The sequence below is a fragment of the Streptomyces sp. RLA123 genome, from assembly GCF_056270165.1.
The window spans coordinates 6920950-6938414 of sequence record NZ_JBWDOR010000003.1 but is presented as its reverse complement, the minus strand read 5'-3'; the positions used below and the strand labels follow the sequence as shown (position 1 = coordinate 6938414).

Below are 17465 nucleotides of genomic sequence, written 5' to 3'. Positions count from 1 at the left end.
TTCAGGCGCTCCAGCCGCGCAGTACCCCGGCGATCTCCAGCACGTCGGCCGTGCCCCCCTTGACCAGCCGGGCCAGCTCCCGCACCCGCTCGGGCGAGGTCGCGACCTTCAGCCCGCTCGCGACGAGATACGCGTAGGCCACAGCCGAGGCGAACATGACGTTGGACCGCTCCAGGGCGGGGACGTGCACCAGCAACTGCATGAGGGACGCGGCGCACTCATAGGGGTCGCCGTACACGGGCATGCCGAATATCTCGGCCTGGTGCCGGCTGACGGCGGCGACGAGCGCGCCCCAGTCGGCGACCTGGGGGTCGCCGGGGGTGTTGTGCTCGGCGACCATGAGCAGCCAGGCGAGATCGATCCGCAGGGTCAACGACGGCCTTCGTGCTCCGCGCCGAACTCCTCGGCGAAGACGGACTCGTACTGCTTCATGAAGTCGGCGGCCGCCTCGACGAAGGCGCGGCCGTTCTCGCCCGCGTCCTGCTGGACGAGTTCCTCTATGTAGCGGTTCACACTGATCCCCCGCTCCGCGGCCCGCTCCCGGGCCGTCGCGGCGGTGGTCTCGTCGACCCGCACGTTCAACTGGGTCTTGGCCATACCATCAGGCTAGCGCTCAGGTGCTAGCAGTGACAAGTGCCCCTTACACGGACGATCCCGGAGCGCGACCGCCGGACGATGCACCCGGGCCCGCGACGACCTACCCTCGGCCCATACGACAGCACGCACATCAGCATGATGGGGGACAAGCGTGTCGACACCGGCGACAACAGACACAGAGGGCGCCGTGACGGGCGCCGAGGTGGCGGCCCGGGCGCTGGCGCTCACCAAGGCGTACGGAACGGGCGAGACCCGCGTGGTGGCACTGGACGCGGTGGACGTGGACATCCAGCGGGGACGGTTCACCGCCGTCATGGGGCCGTCGGGCTCCGGCAAGTCCACGCTGATGCACTGCCTGGCGGGCCTGGACTCCGTCACCTCCGGGCAGGTGTGGATCGGCGACACCGAGATCACGCGCCTGGCCGAACGGCAGCTGACGCGTCTGCGCCGGGACCAGGTCGGCTTCGTGTTCCAGGCCTTCAACCTGCTGCCGACGCTGACCGCCGCGGAGAACATCACGCTGCCGATGGACATCGCGGGCCGCAGGCCCGACCAGGAGTGGCTGGACCGCGTCATCGACACCCTGGGCCTGCGCGACCGGCTGCGGCACCGCCCGGCACAGTTGTCCGGCGGACAGCAGCAGCGCGTCGCGTGCGCCCGGGCGCTCGCCTCCCGTCCGCAGCTGATCTTCGCCGACGAGCCCACCGGCAACCTGGACTCCCAGTCGGGCGCGGAGGTACTGCGCTTCCTGCGGGAGGCCGTGGACCGACTGGGCCAGACGGTGGTGATGGTGACCCACGACCCCACCGCGGCCGCGCACTCGGACCTGGTGCTCTTCCTCAACGACGGGCGCATTGTCGACGAACTGTCCCAGCCCTCGGCCGACGGTGTGCTGGAACGGCTCAAGCGCTTCGACGCGCTGCGGAAGCAGGGTTAGGCCTCTCCCGTGCTCCGGGCGACGCTGCGCAGCTTCCTGGCCCACAAGGGCCGGCTGCTGCTGTCCGCGCTCGCCGTGCTGCTGTCGGTGGCGTTCGTCACCGGGAGCATGATCTTCTCCGACACCGTCAACCGCACGTTCGACCGGCTCTTCGCGTCGACGGCGGCCGATGTGACGGTGGGTCCGCCCGAGGCGTTCGCCGAGAACCAGAACTACGCCTCGGGGCAGGTGGGCACCCTTCCCGCGTCGCTGCTGACGCGGGTCAGGGCCGTGCCGGGGGTCGCCGACGCGCGCATCGACGTCACCGTCCGGAACGTCACCGTCGTCGACGCCCGGGACCGCCCCGTCGGCCCGACGACCGGGGCGCCCACCCTGGCCACCAACTGGTCGGGCAACCCCCGCAGTTCGGTACGGCTGACCAGCGGCCACGCGCCGCACGGCGACCACGAGGCGCTGATCGACTCCGACACCGCCGCCAACCGCGGTCTGCGGATCGGCGACACCATGCGCGTGCTCGCCCAGCCGGGCGCGTTCCCCGTGCGGCTCGTCGGCATCGCCACGTTCACCACCACCAACCCCGGCACGGCCCTGCTGTTCGTGGACACACCCACCGCGCAGACCCGCCTGATCGGCCGGGCGGGCACCGCGACCTCGGTACAGGCCGACGCCGCGCCCGGCGTGCCCGACGAGACGCTGAAGCGGCGGATCGCCGCCGAACTGGGTCCCGGCTACACGTACACGACGCAGGCCGAGCAGGCGAAGTCGGCCGCCGAGTCCCTGGCGACATTCCTCGACGTGATCAAGTACGTGATGCTGGGCTTCGCCGGGGTCGCGGTCCTCGTCGGCGTCTTCCTGATCGTCAACACCTTCTCCATGCTCATCGCGCAGCGCACCCGCGAGCTCGGGCTGCTGCGGGCGCTGGGCGCGGACCGGCGGCAGGTGCGGCGCTCGGTGCTGGCGGAGGCGGCGCTCCTCGGCCTGGCCGGCTCCACCCTGGGACTGCTGTGCGGAGTAGGGCTGGCGTCCGGTCTGATCCGGCTGCTGGGGGCGTTCGGCATGAACATCGACGCCTCGCAGATGGTGCTGCGCCCGCTGGTGCCGGCGGCGGCGTACGCGGTCGGGCTGGTGGTGACGCTCGTCGCGGCCTATCTGCCGGCGCGCCGGGCCTCGCGGGTCTACCCCATGGCCGCGCTGGCCGACCTCGAGGTCACGGACGGCGACAGGTCGCTGCGGGGACGGGCGATCGGGGGCGGGCTCCTCACGCTGCCGGCGGCGGGCGCGCTCGCGGGCGCGGCCGCCGCGGGGACGACCGGTACCGCCGCGTCCTTCCTGGGCCTGGGCATCGGACTCTCGCTGATCGCCGCGGTGGTGGCGGGCCCCCTGCTCGTGCGCCCGGTCATCCGCGTGGTGGGCGGGGCGCTGCCGCGGCTGTTCGGGCCGGTGGGACGGATGAGCCAGCGCAACGCGCTGCGCAATCCGCGGCGTACCGGCGCGACGGCCTCGGCGCTGATGATCGGCCTCGCCCTGGTGACCGGCATGTCGATGGCCGGGACCTCGATGGCCACGTCCTTCGACCGCGAGATCGACAAGACGCTCGGTGCCGACTTCGTCGTCCAGGGCGACCATTTCGCGCCCTTCTCGCCCGCCGTCACCCAAGCGGTGCGCAAGGTGCCGGGAGCCGGTCAGGTCGTCCCGATGCGCTACGTGCCCCTCCTCGTCACCCTGCCCGGAGGCCGTACGGCCAGGCTCACCGGCGCCGCCATCGGCCCCGGCGCCGACGACGTGCTCAACCTCGACTACGCCCGGGGCGACACCGCGCGAGCGCTCGCCCCCGACAGCGTCTCGCTCTCCCAGGAGTACGCGGCCCGGCACGAACTGCGGATCGGCAGCAGGCTTCCGGTGCGGTTCGCCGACGCGCGCAGGGCCACGTTCACCCTGCGGGCCCTGACCACCAGCCAGGGCACCCTGTTCGGCGACGACGCCACCTTGACCATGGGACTCGCCACCGCCGAGCGCCATCTGCCCCAGAGCCAGGACGCCGCCCTCTACGTCAACGCGGCACCCGGCACGGCCAAGCCGGCGCTCCGCGCCCAGCTGGAGAGGGCGCTGAAGCCCTATCCGCAGGTCGAGGTCCGCGACCAGGCCGACTACAAGAAGCTGGTGCGCACGCAGATCTCCGTGCTGCTCACCCTCGTCTACGCGCTGCTGGGGCTGGCGATCCTCATCGCGGTCCTCGGCGTCGTCAACACCCTTGCCCTGTCCGTGGTCGAGCGCACGCGAGAGATCGGTCTGCTGCGTGCCATCGGCCTGTCGCGCCTCCAGCTGCGGCGCATGATCCGGCTGGAGTCGGTGGTGATCGCCGTGTTCGGCGCGGTGCTGGGCCTCGGACTCGGTCTGGTGTGGGGAGTGGTGACGCACGAAGTGCTCGCCCTGGAGGGGATCCGGGCACTCACGGTCCCCTGGACGACGGTCGGGGCGGTCATGGCCGGCTCGGTGGTCGTCGGCCTGGTGGCCGCCCTGCTGCCGGCGCTGCGCGCCTCGCGGATGAACGTGCTGGCGGCCATCGCGCACGAATGACGCCCCCCGGTACCGAACGGCGTGCGGGGGCACGGTCGTGGGACCGGACGCCGGCAGGACACAAGGTGTCCGTACGGAGTACTTCGTCAAGGTGATCGCGGAACCGCGCCGGAACGGCACGTCAACCCCCTCGACCGGCGCCGGGACGGCCTGCTTGGGTGGGGCGGTGAAAGATCTGCAGATACGGGGCGCGGCGCCTGCCGACGCCGAAAGCGTGCTGGCGTTCTGGAAGGACGCCGCGGAAGGCACCACCGTCAGTGACGACCTGGCAGGGGTGAGCGGGCTCATCGCCCGGGACCCCGAGGCACTGCTCCTCGCGACATCCGGCGGAGAACTCGTGGGCACCGTCATCGCCGGATTCGACGGCTGGCGCTGTCACCTGTACCGCCTGGCCGTGCACCCGCAACGGCGCCGCCAGGGCGTCGCCACCGCCCTGCTGGCCGCGGCGGAGAGCCGCTTCGCCGCCCTCGGCGGCCGCCGCGGGGACGCCATGGTGCTCGTACGCAACGAGCGCGCCCACCACGCCTGGCGCTCGGCGGGCTACCTGCCGAACGAGGGGTGGCGGCGCTGGACCAAGCCGCTGGCCGGCGGACGCCCGCCCGGCCCTCCGTCCGCCGGGTAGCGCGCCCCGGCGTCGCCGGTCCCCGCCAGGGCACGCGCCCCCTTCACCGACGGCAGCAAAATCGCGCGCGCCACCGTCCGCTGACCGATCATGGGATCGAGGTGTCCCGATGACCGAAGTGCTTCTGCTGGCCGTCGCGCTGCTGCTCACCCTGGCGTGCGCGGTCTTCGTCGCCGCGGAGTTCTCGCTGACCACCGTCGAGCGCGCCGATCTGGAGCGCGCCGCGCGGGCCGGTGAGCGGGGCGCGTCCGCCGCGCTGCGTGCCGTACGCACCCTGACGCTCCAGTTGTCGGGGGCTCAGCTCGGGATCACCGTCACGGGCCTGGTGATCGGCATGCTGGCCGAGGGCTCCATCGCGAAGCTGCTGGCCGGGCCGCTGCGCGCGCTCGGGATGCCGCGGTCGGCGGCGACGTCGCTGGCGCTGGTCCTGGGCACGGCGATCTCGACGGTCGTGCTGATGGTGGTCGGCGAGCTGGTCCCGAAGAACTGGGCGATCTCCCGCCCGTTGCCGGTGGCCCGGGCGGTCGCCCCGGCGCAGCGGGCGTTCACCGCCGCCTTCGGTCCGCTCATCCGGCATCTCAACAACTCCGCGAACCGCATTCTGCGGCGCCTCGGCATGGAGCCCGCCGAGGAGCTCGCGTCCGCCCGCAGCCCGGAGGAGCTGGTGGCGCTGGTCCGGCACTCGGCGCGGGCCGGCGCTCTGGAGGCCGACACGGCGGAACTGTTCGTCCGCACCCTGGGCCTGGCGGAGCTGACCGCCGAGAACGTCATGACGCCCCGCGTCCAGGTCACCTCCCTGGACGAGCGGGCGAGCTGCCAGGACGTCGCCGACGCGACCCGGGCGACCGGCCTGTCCCGCTTCCCCGTGTACCGCGGCGGTCTGGACGACGTCATCGGCATCGTCCACATCAAGGACGTACTGGCCGTACCGGCCGAGCGCCGGCCGGGCCATCCGCTGACCCCGCTGCTGCGCGAGCCGCTGCTGGTGCCCGAGTCGCTGACCGTGGACCGGCTGCTGGACCGGCTCGCCGGGGACACGGGCATGGCGGTGGTCATCGACGAGTACGGGGGCACGGCCGGCGTGGTCACCCTGGAGGACATCGTCGAGGAGGTCGTCGGCGAGGTGCGGGACGAGCACGACCCCCAGGAGACCCCCGACCTCGCCTTCATCCACCAGGACCGCACCGGCCGCCGCGTCTACGACGCCGACGGCGCCGCCCGCACCGACCAGCTGGCCCAGATCGGGCTGCGGGCGCCCGAGGGCCCGTACGAGACGCTGGCCGGCCTGATCGCGCAGCGGCTCGGCCGCATCCCCGTCACCGGGGACACCGCCGAGGCGGCGGGGTGGGTGCTGGAGGTCACCGACGACTCCGGGCACCGGGCCGCCCATGTGCGGCTGGTCTCCCCGCCGCCGGGCGAGGGCGCGCCGACCGGTGCGGCGGCGTCGCAGGACGGGGACGCGCCGAGCCGCGCGGCGGCGTCGCAGGACGGGACCGACGACGGCGCGGCGGAGGCGCGATGACCTTCCTGCAGATCCTCGTCGGCCTGCTGACGCTGGTGGTGAACGCGTTCTTCGTCGGCGCAGAGTTCGCCATGATCTCCGTCCGCCGCAGCCAGATCGAGCCCCGCGCCGAGGCCGGGGAACGCGGCGCGCGCCACGTCCTGTGGGGACTCCAGCACCTGTCGCCGCTGCTGGCCGCCGCGCAGCTGGGGATCACCTTGTGCACCCTGGTGCTCGGCATCGTGGCCGAACCCGCCATCGAGCACCTGCTGTCCCCGCTCTTCCAGGCGCTGCACGTCCCGGAGAACGCGGTCCACGTGGCGTCGTTCGCCATCGCGCTGACCCTGGCCACGTACGCGCACATGCTGCTGGGAGAGATGGTGCCGAAGAACATCGCGCTGGCCGCGCCCGAGCGCACCGCGCTGGCGCTCGGGCCGCCGCTGGTGACGCTGGCACGGGCGCTGCGCCCGGTGATCTTCACGATCAACGCGTTCGCCAACGGCCTGCTGAAGCTGCTGCGGGTGGAGCCGAAGGACGAGGTCGCCGCCGTGTTCTCCGACGACGAGCTGGCACGGATGGTCACCGACGCCGGGGCCGCCGGGCTGCTGGACGAGCGGGCCGCGATCCGCCTCCAGGACGCCCTCGAACTGGGCAGGCGACCGGTGGGCGAGGTCGTGGTGCCCGCCGACCGCGTGGTCACGGCGCACTCGGACATCACTCCCGACGGGCTGGAGCGGCTGAGCGCGCGATCGGGGTTCTCCCGCTTCCCGGTCGCCGAGGATACCGGCCGCATCCTGGGCTACCTCCATGTCAAGGACGCCCTCGCCTGTGGTTCCGAGCGGCGCGACCTGCCGTTCCCGCGCGGCGCGCTGCGGCGCATCACCCGCGTGGGCGCGGCGACCCCGCTGGACGACGTCCTGGCCGCGATGCGGGCCAGCGGCGCGCACCTGGCGGCGGTGGTCGACGACGAGGGGCGCGGTATGGGCCTGGTGACCATGGAGGACGTGCTCAGGGAGCTGATGGGCCACACCCCGGCCGCCTGAGGCGCCCTCGGGACGGCCCGGTAGGATCACGGCCGCCATGGAGATGAATGCCACCCACACCAGCTTCGTCGCGCTCGGCGACTCCTTCACCGAAGGCATGTCGGACGCGCTGCCCGACGGCACCTACCGAGGCTGGGCCGACCTCCTCGCGGGCCGGCTCGCCGCCCACAGCCCCGACTTCCGCTACGCCAATCTGGCCGTGCGCGGCAAGCTGATCCAGCAGATCGTCGACGAGCAGGTGGAGACCGCGGCCTCGATGGGCGCGGACCTGGTGACCCTGGTCGGCGGACTCAACGACGTGCTGAGGCCCAAGTGCGACGTCCCGCGCGTGTGCGCACTGCTCGAGGAGGCCGTCGAGCGGCTGACGCCGAACTGCGGGCAGCTCGTGCTCATGCGCAGCCCCGCCCGCCGGGGTCCGGTCGCGGCGCGCTTCCAACCCCGCATGGAGGAGCTGTTCGACTTCGTCGACAAGCTGGCCGCCCGGCACGGCGCCCTCGTCGTCGACCTGTACGGCGCGCACGTGCTGGGCGACCCGCACCTGTGGGCGGACGACCGGCTGCACCTGGACGAGGAGGGCCACCGCCGGGTCGCCGAGGCGGTCTGGCAGACCCTCGGCCACACCCCGCGGTTCGACTGGACCGAGGCCCTGCCCCTCGGCATCGACCTCCCCTGGACCGCCCGCCGCACGGCCGACCTGCGCTTCACCCGGCAGCACCTGGTGCCGTGGATCGGCCGCCGCCTCACCGGCCGCTCCTCGGGCGACGGCCTGTCCCCCAAGCGCGCGGAACTGCTCCCGCTGCCCCCCGTGGACGCCTGAGCCCGGGCCCCGGACGGGGTCACGCGCTACGCGCATAGACCACGCCGGGGCGCTGACCTGCGCGGACGCGCAGTAGAATCTCGCTACGTGACTTCCAAGCCCCGCATCCCCGACGTCCTGGCCGGCCGCTACGCATCCGTGGAGCTCGCCACCCTGTGGTCCCCCGAGCAGAAGGTGGTGCTGGAGCGCCGCCTGTGGCTGGCGGTGCTGCGGGCGCAGAAGGACCTCGGGATCGAGGTGCCGGACGAGGCGATCGCCGACTACGAGCGGGTGCTCGAGCAGGTGGACCTCGCGTCCATCGCGGAGCGCGAGAAGGTCACGCGGCACGACGTGAAGGCCCGTATCGAGGAGTTCAACGCGCTCGCGGGCCACGAGCAGGTCCACAAGGGCATGACCTCGCGGGACCTCACGGAGAACGTCGAGCAGTTGCAGATCCGGCTGTCGCTGGAGCTCGTGCGCGACCGCTCGGTGGCGGTGCTCGCCCGCCTGGGCCGGCTGGCCGCCGAGTACGGCGAGCTGGTCATGGCCGGGCGCTCCCACAACGTCGCCGCCCAGGCCACCACGCTCGGCAAGCGGTTCGCGACCGCCGCCGACGAGCTGCTGGTCGCGTTCGCCCGTGTCGAGGACCTGCTCGGCCGCTACCCGCTGCGCGGCATCAAGGGCCCGGTCGGCACCGCCCAGGACATGCTGGACCTGCTGGGCGGCGGGCCCGAGGGCGAGGCCCGGCTCGCGGAGCTGGAGCGGCGGGTCGCGCAGCACCTGGGCTTCTCGCGCGAGTTCACCTCGGTGGGCCAGGTCTACCCGCGCTCGCTGGACTACGACGCCGTCACCGCGCTGGTGCAACTGGCCGCCGCGCCCTCGTCGCTGGCCAAGACGATCCGGCTGATGGCCGGCAACGAGCTGGTCACGGAGGGCTTCCAGCCCGGGCAGGTCGGTTCCTCGGCCATGCCGCACAAGATGAACACCCGCTCCTGCGAGCGTGTCAACGGCCTCGCCGTCGTCCTGCGGGGCTACGCCTCTATGGTCGGCGAGCTGGCCGGCGACCAGTGGAACGAGGGCGACGTCTCCTGCTCGGTGGTGCGGCGCGTGGCGCTGCCGGACGCGTTCTTCGCGCTGGACGGCCTGATGGAGACCTTCCTGACCGTGCTGGACGAGTTCGGCGCCTTCCCGGCCGTCATCGCCCGCGAGCTCGACCGCTACCTGCCGTTCCTGGCGACCACGAAGGTCCTCATGGCCTCCGTCCGCGCCGGGGTCGGCCGCGAGGTCGCGCACGAGGTCATCAAGGAGCACGCGGTGGCGTCCGCGCTCGCGATGCGCGAGAAGGGTGCCGACCGCAACGAGCTGCTGGACCGGCTCGCCGAGGACGAGCGCATCCCGTTGGACCGCGCGCGGCTCGACGCCCTCATGGCGGACCGGCTGTCCTTCACCGGCGCCGCGTCCGCGCAGGTCGCGGAGGTCGTCCGGCGCGTCGAGGAGGTCACGTCGCGTCATCCGCTGGCGGCGACGTACCGGCCCGGGGCCATCCTCTGACGGCCCGCCGGCCCACGCAGGACGAACTGGAGGCCGCCCGCGAGCGCATCGTCCCTGATGTGATCGCGGACGGTCTGCGCGTACTCTTCTGCGGCATCAACCCCGGTCTGATGTCCGCCGCCACGGGCCATCACTTCGCCCGCCCCGGGAACAGGTTCTGGCCGGTCCTGCACGGCTCCGGGTTCACGCCGCGCCGCCTGGACCCGTCCGAGCAGGGGGAGTTGCTGTCCTACGGGCTCGGGATCACCAATGTGGCGGCGCGGGCGTCCGCCCGGGCGGACGAGCTCGGCAAGGCCGAACTCGTCGAGGGCGGCGCGCTGTTGACTGAGCGGGTGCTCCGGCGCCGGCCGCGCTGGCTGGCGGTGGTGGGCGTCACGGCGTACCGCGTGGCGTTCGCCGATCCGCGCGCCGCGATCGGGCCGCAGGAGCGGACGATCGGCGGCACGCGGATCTGGGCGCTGCCCAACCCCAGCGGGCTCAACGCCGGGTGGACGACCGCGGCGATGGTGGAGGAGTTCGGGCGGCTGCGGGCCGCGGCCGGTGACTGAGTCCCGGCCTCAGCAGCGCGGCACCGGCTTGCTGTACGTGGTGCCGCTCGGCGTCGCCACGTAGTGGTCCGAGACGTAGCGGCCGTTGTCGAGCCGGTCCCAGATCGCGGTGGTGCCGACCTTGGACCCGCTCGTCTGGCAGACCACCCAGGCCAGGGCCCCGTTCGGCGCCTTGCCCGGTGCGGCGTACGAGGCGCCGGGGCCGCTGCGTTCGGTCAGTCCGCCGCTCGCGGTGATCTGGTAGGGGTGGACGCAGCGCGGGACGGGTGCGCTGTAGCCGGTGGCCGAGGGCGTACTGACGTAGTGGTCCGTCACGTAGGTGCCGTCGCTCAGCTTGTCCCAGACCGCGGTGGACCCGACCTTCGGGCCGGGCGTCTGGCAGACGACCTGGAGCGCGGAGCGGGACGCGTGGGTCCGCACGACGGGATAGCTGCCGGCCGGCCCGGAGCGGGCGTTGAGCGCGCCGGGACTGGTCACCGCGTAGGCGTACGCGACCGTGGCGACCGGGGCGTCGAGGCGGTCGTTGTCGATGTTGACCGTGACGCCTCCGTAGGTCTCGTCGTGGCTGCCGCGGTACTGCTTGGCCCGCTGGTGGACGGCCCACTTGGCGTCCGCCACGCCCGCCCAGCCCTTGAGGGTGTCGGTGCCGTCGTAGCGCGCGACCCACAGGGCGTCGGGGCGGGCGTAGGAGGCGGAGGTGAAGACGTCGGAGAGTTGCCGCGCCCCGAGGTTGAGGTTCATGTAGACGCCCGAGATGTAGCCGAGGCGGTGCAACTCCTTGGTCCAGGCGGACAGATAGCTCAGCACGGCGGTGCGGCAGCCGGCGTCGGCCTGCGTGTAGTTCTCGATGTCGTTGTAGAAGGCGCTGCCGGGCCGCATGCCGAGCGCCTTGGCCGCGGCGACGGCGTCGCCGGCCGCGGCGGTGCCCTGGGCGCGGGCCGTCGCCGCGGTCCGGCTGATCTTCGCGTCGGTGGGGCGGCCGCCGCACGGCGGCTGGAAGCCCTTGTGGACGGGCAGCAGGCGCCACTTCAGCCGGGAGACGGAGGTGACCCAGGAGGCCGTCAGCTCGGGCTGGGCGCAGGTGCGGTTGACGCCGCTGATGTACACGCCGAGCGCACGGTACGGGGAGGCGCCCCACGCCTGCATGGTGGTCAGCGGCGGGGCGGTGCAGGCGTCGAAGGCGAGTCCGGAGTAGCGGGTCGCGGTGGCTCCGGACGGATACCCGGCGCTCGTGGCGGGTTCGGCGACGGCGGCCGGTGCGAGCACCAGGGCGGTGACGACGGCCAGGACGGCCGCGAACAACGCGGCCGGCAGACGCCGGACGCGGTACCGGAGGGCACGGTGCGGCGGGCGGTGAACGATACGGCGCGGGTGCGGCATGGTGGTCCCCCTGGGTGGCGCGACGCGGCGCCGGATCCGGGGAGCGGTCGTCCGTGTCGTCCGGCCGTCCGTCCGTCCGTCCGTCCGTCCGTCCGACGGGACGATCGGTTCGCCGGACGGATTCCGGGTGCTCTCCGGGCACGTGCCGCCGCGCATGATGGCGCGTCAGGCTGTCCTGCACGCAGCGTAGGCGCCCGGTCACCCCACCGTCGAGCACCGAGGGCAAGAAGCCGCCCTAAGGAATGAGGTCCGTGTCGGCGACGGCGGCGAGCAGATGGGGCGCGGCGTCGGCTATCGCTATCCAGTGCCGGCCGACCCGCCAGGTGAAGGCCTCGTCGGCGAGGCCGCTCAGAACCGCAAGCGGCGCCGGGACGGCCTCGCCCAGCGCCGAACGCTCCAGGTGGGGGCGGAGGTCGACCATCACGGCCGGTACGGCGTAGCGGACGCTCAGGGCGGCCACGAGGGACGCGCAGGCCGCCCCCACGTCGTCCTCCCACTGCGGGAGCTGTTCCTCGTCGGAATCGCGGCAGCCGTCCCCGGCAGCGAGGTCCGCGAGGTGGAATCCGGGGTCGCCACCTGCCGCGTCGAGGCGTGCGCGCAGCGCCTCCACGGCGGCGAGATGACGTACGAGATCCATGGGAACAGTAAACCCCCGGGGTCTGACACTTGACGTCATGTCACGGAAGGCTCCGCCGGGCCACTCGCCGCGGACGGCCCGGGCGGGTACGATCCGGCCAACACGCGCGCAGGCTGGGAGGACGTACGTTGGGGCGGCTCACCGGTGGGGATCCGTCCCTGCTCCGGCGGATCAATTCCGCTGTGGTGCTGCACGCGCTGCGTGGTGCCCCCGGGCCGAGCCTGACCGAACTCGTGCACAGCACCGGGTTGTCGCGTCCGACCGTCGAGGGCGTGATCGAGGGCCTGATGGAGTCGGGCCTGGTGGTCGAGGCACCGCAGGAACCGGGCGACGCGCGCAAACAGGGGCGCCCCGCGCGCAGGTTCCGCTTCCATGCCGAGGCGGGGCATCTGCTGGGCATCGAGATCGGGGCCCGCCAAGTGCGGGCGCTGCTGTCGGACCTGAGCGGCCGGGTGCTCGGTTCGCTGGCGCACGACGTGGCCGACGCGACCCCCGCGGAGGAGCGGCTGGAGCGCGTGCGCGGCGCCGTCGCCGAGCTGCTGCGCAAGGCGGGGGTGGCGCGCAGCACCCTGTGGGCGGTCGGCGTCGGCAGCCCGGGGATCGTGGAGACGGACGGCGCGGTTCGGCTGAGCACGGCCCTTCCGGGGTGGACCGGCCTGCCGCTGGGCGAACGCCTGCGCCGCTCGTTCCGCTGCCCGGTGCTGGTGGAGAACGACGCGAACGCGGCGGCCGTGGCGGAGCACTGGAAGGGCGCGGCCGTCGGCACCGACGACCTCGTCTTCGTGCTGGCCGGGCTCAGCCCCGGCGCGGGCTCGCTGATCGGCGGCCGGCTGCACCGGGGGTTCGGCGGGGCGGCGGGCGAGATCGGCGCCCTGCACCTGCTCGGCCGCGAGGCGACCCCTGAGCGCCTGCTGTCCACGACCGGCACACCACTGCACCCGCTGGACGAACCCGCGGTGGCCGAGGTCTTCGCCCTGGCCAGGGCGGGCGACCTGCAGGCCCGCGAGGCCGTCGACCGCTTCCTGCACCGTCTGGTGCACGACGTGGCGGCGCTCGTGCTGGCCATCGACCCCGAACTCGTGGTGATCGGGGGCTGGGCGGCGGGGCTTGACGGCGTGCTGGAGCCGCTGCGCGCCGAGTTGGCCCGTTACTGCCTGCGCCCGCCGGAGGTGGCGTTGTCGGCGCTGGGGCAGGAGGCGGTGGCGACCGGCGCGCTGCGGCTGGCGCTGGACCACGTCGAGGAGCAGCTCTTCGCGGTGGCGCGCACGTCCCTGCTCAACCGCTGAGCGGAGGCCGGGCCGGGGAGACCGGTGAAGCCGCAGGACCCTGCACAGGGGGTTCAGGATGGATCCCGAGGCGATCCCGGGGCGATTCGAGAGCAATTCGGGGGAAATATTACGGTGCATCGGCCTGCCTGTTTTGCCGGTTTGTCCGACCAGCAGACGATCTTTGCCATCGGCAGTTGACGCCGCGCCGCGGTGGCGCGGCCGGTGGAAGGGCGTCCCGCGTGCGGCGAGCTGTGATCCTGGGTGTGTCCGTGGTCCTGGCGGCGGGGGCGCTCACGGCGTCACCCGCCTCGGCCTTCATGCCCGGTCCTGTGGACGACCCGTTGCGGGCGGCGGGTGTCGCCCTGGCCGCCGACGCGGCCGCGGACGCCGGGATCCGCTTCGGCGCCTGCCCCAAGGACAGCGGGCTGGCCGCGCCGGTGCAGTGCGGCAAGGTCGCGGTACCGGTGGACTACGCGGAGCCGGGCGGCCGAAGGATCGAGTTGCTGGTGAGCCGGCTGCGCGCCACCGGCCCGGCCTCCGGCAGGCAGGGCGCGCTGGTGTTCAACCCGGGCGGCCCGGGCGCCCCCGGACTGTGGTTCCCCGCCGTCGGGCTGAAGGGCGTGGGCCCGGTGACCCGCAAGGTGTGGGCGACGGCCGCCAGGACGTACGACCTGATCGGCTTCGACGCGCGCGGGGTCGGCCACTCGGCGCCCCTCTCGTGCGTGCGCCCGGAGAACTACCTCCACGCGCCCTCCCCCGACCCGCGCAGCGCGACCACGGCCGCCAAGGCCCGGCAGCGTGCCGAGGCCCGGGACATCGCGGACGGCTGCCGCCGCCGCTCGGGAGCCCTGCTCGCCCACATGACCAGCGCCGACATGGCACGCGATCTCGACGTCATCCGCGCCGCCCTGCGCGAGAGCCGGCTGAACTACTACGGCGTCTCCTACGGCACCTATCTGGGCGCGGTGTACGCGACGCTCTTCCCCCGCCATGTGCGCCGCATGGTCCTGGACAGCATCGTCGACCCGGACCCGCAGGGCGTCTGGTACGGCACCAACCTCAGTCAGGACGTGGCGTTCGAGGGCCGCTGGGCCGACTGGCGTGCATGGGTGGCCCGTTACGACTCCGTGTACAAGCTCGGCTCCACGCCGAGCCGGGTGCAGGCGTCGTTCGACCTCGCGATGCGCAAGCTGGCCAAGAAGCCCGCCGGCGGCTCGGTCGGCCCCGGTGAGCTGCACGCGGCCGCGGAGAACGCGGCCTACTACGACCAGCGTTGGGTGGTCTTCGCGCACCAGCTCTCGCGCTATCTGCACGGCGACGACACGCCCTTGGTGACCGCGGCGGCGCCCGACCGGTCCGGGTCCAAGGACGCGGAGAACGGCGACGCGGTCTACCTGGCCGTCCAGTGCTCGGACGCCGCCTGGCCGCGCGACTGGAACACCTGGGACCGGGACAACTCCCGGCTGGCTCTCCGGCACCCCTTCGAGACCTGGCCCAACGCCTGGATGAACCTGCCGTGCGCCACCTGGCCCGCGCCGGGCGGCGTACCGGTCGACGTCGGCGCCATGGCCTCCGAACTGCCGCCGGTGCTCCTGACGCAGTCCGAACGGGATGCCGCCACGCCCTACGAGGGCGCGCTGGAACTGCACCGCAGGCTGGAGGGCTCGCGGCTGGTCACCGAGGTGGGACGCGGCTCGCACGGCCTGGTCAGCATCTGGAACCCGTGCCTGATCTCCCGGGTCGACCGCTACCTGACCTCGGGCAGCGTCGGCGACGCGGACGTGCGCTGCGCCGGGCACCCCGTGCCCGTGCCGTCCGGCGCGCAGGGCGCGAAGGACGCCAACACGGGCCGCTACTACTGAGCGGGCGGCACGGGCAGCGCGTCAGGAGGCCGCCGCGTGCCGATCGCCGTCGTGGTGGGTGATCTCCATGGCGCCGCTGTCACCGAAGGTGAGCCGGCAGGTGTCGGCCCGGTAGGTGGCGACCGCGACGGCGGCGACGCGGCCGGCGCAGAAGTAGCGGGTGGTGACGACGAGCACGGGGGCGCCGGGCAGCCGGTCGAGCTGCTTGGCGTCCTCGGCGCGGGCCGAGCCCAGCTCCACGGCGCGGTCGTCGCCGTCGAGTTCGAGGTCGTGCAGGGCGCGCAGCACGGCCGGGGCGTGGCCGGCGGGCGTCAGGTCGTCGGCGAGGCCGGGAACGGAGGCCCGCGGCACGTACAGCAGCTCGGTGGCGACGGACTGGCCGGCCATCGCGCGGACCCGGCGCACGGTGTGGACGGGCTCGTCGGCGGCGGTGCCCAGAGCGGTGGCGACCGCGGCGGGCGCGGCGGCCTCGGCGCAGCCCACGGTGCGCCAGGCGTCACCGGGAGCGCCCGGCCAGGTGCCCTGCGAGGGACCCACGGAGACGCCGACGCGGGGCGGCGCGACCGTGGTGCCGACGCCGCGGCGGCGCTGCAGGCGTCCCTCCAGCTCCAGCTGCTCCAGCGCCTGGCGCAGGGTGGCCCTGGCGACGCCGAAGCGGGCGGCGAGGTCGCGCTCGTTCGGCAGGATCTCCCCCACCGTGAACTCCGAGTCGAGGGCGTCGACGAGCACGGTCTTGAGGTGCCAGTACTTGGGCTCCGGCACATTCTCGAGCTGCGTGGTCCCCACCCTGATCCTCCGCAATCGGCCTGACCCCACCGGGGGTTTGTTCAGCCTTGTTTCCGAACGGCTCTTTATTAAAGGTTCTTGCACTACTGAGGGGACGATAGGGCCGCCCTGCGGCTTGGTCAAGACCAATGCTCGCCGCCCCGGTGGGATCCGGCCGTGGCCGCCGTGCAGCGTTCACACGGTGTTCGCGCCCGTCACGGACCGTTCGCCCGACGTTGACATCCTCACTGCCCTGAAGGACGGCGATTCCCGCCTACCGCGCCGTTGCTTCGCGGCGCGGTGCCGGGACGAGGCCCGGTCCTACCTGCGCCCCACAGGCTGACACAGCCGGTCCGGCCGCCTTGCCGACGTTGACCGCCGCGTCGAGGTCCCGATCCGGATGAAGGTGCGCCCGTACCGGGCGGCCCCGTACTCCGGCATGCTCACGCATGCCGACCATCCGGCGCCGCGGACGGACTCGGCCGAGCGCGAGCGGGCGAGTGCGCTCACCGCCAGGTCCTCCACGGCGACCGCTCGGTTCTCACGGACCCGGTAGCGTTCGCGGTCGTCACCGGCGGCGGGCGGGCACGGGCCGGGCAGAGAGCGGACGAGCGAACGGCGAGGGAGCACGGTCATGGCGGCGGTCACAGTGGTCACCGGCGGTGGGCGCGGCATCGGCGCGGCAGTGGCGCTGCGGCTGGCGCGCGACGGCCACGCCGTGGGCATCGGCTACGAGCGGGCACGCGAGGCCGCGGAGGACGTCGCCCGCAAGGTGCGCGAGGCGGGTGCCGAGTGCGTCGTCGTCCAGGGCGACACCAGCGACGAGGCACAGGTGGAGCGGCTTTTCGACACCGTGCGGGAGCGGCTGGGCGCCATCACCGGGCTGGTCAACAACGCCGGTGTGACCGGGCCGCTCGGCCGCCTCGCCGAGACCCCGGTCGAGGAGATCCGCCGGGTCGTCGACGTCGATGTGATGGGCGCGATCCTCTGCGCCCGCCGGGCCGCCCGGGAGATGTCCACACGGTACGGCGGCGGGGGCGGCGCCATCGTCAACATCTCCTCGGGCGCCGCGACCCTGGGCAGCCCCGGGGAGTACGTGCACTACGCGGCCGCCAAGGCCGCTGTGGACGCCCTCACGGTGGGCCTGGCCAAGGAACTCGCCCCGGAGGGCGTGCGGGTCAACTCCGTGCAGCCCGGGATGATCGTGACCGGGATCCACGCGGCCATGGGCGACGCGGAGCGGCCGTGGCGGAACCCGGACCGCGTGCCCATGCGGCGTCCGGGACAGCCGGAGGAGGTGGCCGCCGCGGTGGCGTGGCTGATGTCGCCCGAGGCGTCGTACACCACCGGCGCGGTGCTGCGGGTCTCGGGCGGGCTGTAG

General features: G+C 73.5%; 16 protein-coding genes. 11 read left to right on the top strand and 5 right to left on the bottom strand.

Annotated features, from left to right (window positions below; all coding sequences use genetic code 11):
* Position 1: 1 nt before the first annotated feature.
* Together RV983_RS31795 and RV983_RS31790 are read right to left on the bottom strand one after the other, a co-directional pair.
* Positions 2–373 (bottom strand): fic family toxin-antitoxin system, toxin component, encoded by a 372-nt coding sequence (locus tag RV983_RS31795; RefSeq protein WP_475989154.1) that lies wholly within the window; start codon positions 371–373, stop codon positions 2–4.
* The gene (locus RV983_RS31790; protein ID WP_475989153.1) at positions 370–597 is read right to left on the bottom strand and encodes a toxin-antitoxin system HicB family antitoxin; all 228 of its coding nucleotides are present in this window, start codon (positions 595–597) and stop codon (positions 370–372) included. Before RV983_RS31790 ends, RV983_RS31795 begins: the two co-directional genes overlap by 4 nt.
* 151 nt (positions 598–748) lie before the next feature.
* Between RV983_RS31790 and RV983_RS31785 the strand changes: the two genes are divergently transcribed.
* The 8 genes from RV983_RS31785 to mug all read left to right on the top strand — a co-directional run bounded on the left by RV983_RS31785 (position 749) and on the right by mug (position 10172).
* Positions 749–1534, top strand: coding sequence for an ABC transporter ATP-binding protein (locus RV983_RS31785; protein WP_475989152.1), 786 nt, complete (start codon positions 749–751; stop codon positions 1532–1534).
* A 9-nt stretch (positions 1535–1543) separates the two neighbouring features.
* Positions 1544–4111, top strand: coding sequence for an ABC transporter permease (locus tag RV983_RS31780; RefSeq protein ID WP_475989151.1), 2568 nt, complete (start codon positions 1544–1546; stop codon positions 4109–4111).
* Positions 4112–4277: 166 nt separating this feature from the next.
* Complete coding sequence (locus RV983_RS31775) at positions 4278–4733, top strand: GNAT family N-acetyltransferase (RefSeq protein ID WP_475989150.1); 456 nt, start codon at positions 4278–4280, stop codon at positions 4731–4733.
* Positions 4734–4842: 109 nt separating this feature from the next.
* Positions 4843–6255, top strand: a complete 1413-nt coding sequence (locus tag RV983_RS31770; protein WP_475989149.1) for a hemolysin family protein — start codon at positions 4843–4845, stop codon at positions 6253–6255.
* Positions 6252–7277 carry a hemolysin family protein gene (locus RV983_RS31765; protein WP_475989148.1) on the top strand — a complete coding sequence of 342 codons (1026 nt, stop codon included), beginning with the start codon at positions 6252–6254 and terminating at the stop codon, positions 7275–7277. Before RV983_RS31770 ends, RV983_RS31765 begins: the two co-directional genes overlap by 4 nt.
* Positions 7278–7314: 37 nt before the next feature.
* Complete coding sequence (locus tag RV983_RS31760) at positions 7315–8094, top strand: SGNH/GDSL hydrolase family protein (RefSeq protein WP_475989147.1); 780 nt, start codon at positions 7315–7317, stop codon at positions 8092–8094.
* Between the two features lie 87 nt (positions 8095–8181).
* The gene (gene purB / locus RV983_RS31755) at positions 8182–9624 is read left to right on the top strand and encodes an adenylosuccinate lyase (RefSeq protein ID WP_475989146.1); all 1443 of its coding nucleotides are present in this window, start codon (positions 8182–8184) and stop codon (positions 9622–9624) included.
* 59 nt (positions 9625–9683) lie between these two features.
* Positions 9684–10172, top strand: a complete 489-nt coding sequence (gene mug, locus RV983_RS31750) for a G/U mismatch-specific DNA glycosylase (RefSeq protein ID WP_475989145.1) — start codon at positions 9684–9686, stop codon at positions 10170–10172.
* A 9-nt stretch (positions 10173–10181) separates the two neighbouring features.
* On the opposite strand, the gene RV983_RS31745 is transcribed toward mug, so the two are convergent.
* Together RV983_RS31745 and RV983_RS31740 are read right to left on the bottom strand one after the other, a co-directional pair.
* Positions 10182–11552: a glycoside hydrolase domain-containing protein gene (locus RV983_RS31745; RefSeq protein WP_475989144.1), complete on the bottom strand. Its 1371-nt coding sequence runs from the start codon at positions 11550–11552 to the stop codon at positions 10182–10184.
* Between the two features lie 235 nt (positions 11553–11787).
* A complete protein-coding gene (locus RV983_RS31740; protein WP_475989143.1) occupies positions 11788–12189 on the bottom strand; it encodes a hypothetical protein in 402 nt (133 codons plus the stop codon).
* 128 nt (positions 12190–12317) lie between these two features.
* Between RV983_RS31740 and RV983_RS31735 the strand changes: the two genes are divergently transcribed.
* Both RV983_RS31735 and RV983_RS31730 read left to right on the top strand, forming a co-directional pair.
* Entirely contained in the window at positions 12318–13475 is a 1158-nt protein-coding gene (locus RV983_RS31735; RefSeq protein WP_475989142.1) for an ROK family transcriptional regulator, read from the top strand.
* Between the two features lie 221 nt (positions 13476–13696).
* Positions 13697–15319 (top strand): alpha/beta hydrolase, encoded by a 1623-nt coding sequence (locus RV983_RS31730; RefSeq protein WP_475989141.1) that lies wholly within the window; start codon positions 13697–13699, stop codon positions 15317–15319.
* A gap of 21 nt (positions 15320–15340) precedes the next feature.
* Here the strand turns inward: RV983_RS31730 and RV983_RS31725 are convergent, their stop codons facing one another.
* Positions 15341–16105 (bottom strand): GntR family transcriptional regulator, encoded by a 765-nt coding sequence (locus RV983_RS31725; RefSeq protein WP_475989140.1) that lies wholly within the window; start codon positions 16103–16105, stop codon positions 15341–15343.
* Positions 16106–16718: 613 nt separating this feature from the next.
* Between RV983_RS31725 and RV983_RS31720 the strand changes: the two genes are divergently transcribed.
* On the top strand, positions 16719–17465 hold the full coding sequence (locus RV983_RS31720; protein WP_475989139.1) for an SDR family oxidoreductase: 747 nt from the start codon (positions 16719–16721) through the stop codon (positions 17463–17465).

Coding starts and splice junctions, on each gene's coding strand:
- RV983_RS31790 (WP_475989153.1), bottom strand. CDS start 597: ATGGCCAAGACCCAGTTGAACGTGCGGGTCGACGAGACCACCGCCGCG.
- RV983_RS31770 (WP_475989149.1), top strand. CDS start 4,843: ATGACCGAAGTGCTTCTGCTGGCCGTCGCGCTGCTGCTCACCCTGGCG.
- RV983_RS31765 (WP_475989148.1), top strand. CDS start 6,252: ATGACCTTCCTGCAGATCCTCGTCGGCCTGCTGACGCTGGTGGTGAAC.
- RV983_RS31760 (WP_475989147.1), top strand. CDS start 7,315: ATGGAGATGAATGCCACCCACACCAGCTTCGTCGCGCTCGGCGACTCC.
- RV983_RS31745 (WP_475989144.1), bottom strand. CDS start 11,552: ATGCCGCACCCGCGCCGTATCGTTCACCGCCCGCCGCACCGTGCCCTC.
- RV983_RS31740 (WP_475989143.1), bottom strand. CDS start 12,189: ATGGATCTCGTACGTCATCTCGCCGCCGTGGAGGCGCTGCGCGCACGC.
- RV983_RS31720 (WP_475989139.1), top strand. CDS start 16,719: ATGGCGGCGGTCACAGTGGTCACCGGCGGTGGGCGCGGCATCGGCGCG.